The organism is Achromobacter sp. Marseille-Q4962 (assembly GCF_943737005.1).
Lineage (GTDB): Bacteria > Pseudomonadota > Gammaproteobacteria > Burkholderiales > Burkholderiaceae_B > Achromobacter.
Window position 1 is genome coordinate 1 of the sequence record NZ_CALSFU010000067.1, and the last position, 1,935, is coordinate 1,935.

Below are 1,935 nucleotides of genomic sequence, written 5' to 3' on the forward strand. Positions count from 1 at the left end.
TCGCCGTGCATCTCCCCGTCGATCTCCAGCTCCGGCGCCGCCTCGCGCACCAGCTCCAGCGCCCGCCGCATCTTCGCCCCCGAGGCCGAACTGCCCGAACCAAAGTTCGACCTCGACAGCAGCGCCACCTTCGGCGCCAGGTTCAGCCGCGACATCTCCTGCGCCGCCGCAACCGTGAACTCCGCAATCTGCTCGGCCGTCGGATCGTCGTTGACGTGCGTGTCCACCAGCACCACCGTGCGCTCGTTGAGCAGCAGCACGTTCATCGCCGCGTACACCTTGTGCCCCGGGCGCAGCCCGATCATCTCGTCCACGAACCTCAGGTGATCGTGGTACGCCCCCACCGTGCCGCACACCATCCCGTCCGCATCGCCCAGGTGCACCATCATCGCCCCAATCAGCGTCATGCGCCGGCGCATCTCCACCCGCGCCATCTCCTTGGTGATGCCGCGGCGGCACATCCGCTCCCAGTACGTCGTCCAGTACTGGTGAAACCGCTCGTCGTACTCCGGGTTCGTCACCTCCACGTCCTCGCCCAGCCTCAGCCTCAGCCCCAGCTTCTCGATGCGCGCCAGCAGCACCGACGGCCGCCCCACCAGGATCGGCCGCGCCAGCCCCTCGTCCACCACCACCTGCACCGCCCGCAGCACCCGCTCGTCCTCGCCCTCGGCAAACACAATGCGCGACTTGCCCCCCTCGCGCACCAGCCGCTTGGCCGTCGAAAACAGCGGCTTCATGAACGCCCCCGAGTGATACACGAACTGCTGCAACTGCTCCTCGTACGCCTCCAGGTCCGACAGCGGCCGCGTGGCCACGCCCCCCTCCATCGCCGCCTTGGCCACCGCCGGCGCAATCCGCACGATCAGCCTCGGATCAAACGGCTTGGGAATCAGGTACTGCGGACCAAACGACAGGTCGAACGTCCCGTACGCCGCGGCCACCACCTCGTTCTGCTCCTCCTCGGCCAGCGCCGCAATCGCGTACACCGCCGCCTTCTCCATCTCGCGCGTGATCGTCGTGGCCCCCACGTCCAGCGCCCCGCGGAAAATGTACGGAAAGCACAGCACGTTGTTCACCTGGTTCGGATAGTCCGAACGCCCCGTGGCCATCACCACATCGTCGCGCACCCCGTGCGCCACCTCCGGCAGAATCTCCGGCGTCGGATTGGCCAGCGCCAGAATCAGCGGCCGCGCACCCATCGCCGCCACCATCTCCGGCTTGAGCACCCCGCCGGCCGACAGCCCCAGAAACACGTCCGCCCCCTCGATCACCTCGGCCAGCCGGCGCGCGTCCGTCTTCTGCGCAAACCGCGCCTTGTCCGGATCCATCAGCGTCGTGCGGCCCTCGTACACCACCCCCTCGATGTCCGTCACCCAGATGTTCTCCTGCGGCAGCCCCAGATCCACCATCAGGTCCAGGCACGCCAGCGCCGCCGCCCCCGCCCCGGAGGTCACCACCTTCACCTCGTCGATCTTCTTGCCCACCACCTTCAGACCATTGATGAACGCCGCCGACACACAGATCGCCGTGCCGTGCTGGTCATCGTGAAACACCGGAATCTTCATCCGCTCGCGCAGCTTGCGCTCCACCGTGAAACACTCCGGCGCCTTGATGTCCTCCAGGTTGATCCCCCCGAACGTCGCCTCCAGACCCGCTATGATCTCCACCAGCTTGTCCGGGTCCGTCTCGTTGATCTCGATGTCGTACACGTCCAGGCCCGCAAACTTCTTGAACAGCACCGCCTTGCCTTCCATCACCGGCTTGGACGCCAGCGCCCCGATGTTGCCCAGCCCCAGCACCGCCGTCCCGTTGGTGATCACCCCCACCAGATTGCCGCGCGCCGTGTAGCGAAACACGTTCGACGGGTCCGACACGATCTCCTCGCACGCCGCCGCCACACCCGGCGAGTACGCCAGCGCCAGGTCGCGCTGGTTG

The 1,935-nt window shown here is 67.3% G+C and carries 1 protein-coding gene; it reads right to left on the minus strand.

The window, feature by feature from the left end:
• Positions 1 to 1,935: NADP-dependent malic enzyme (locus NGJ44_RS23055; protein WP_251866053.1), on the minus strand; the 1,935-nt coding region annotated here is incomplete at both ends.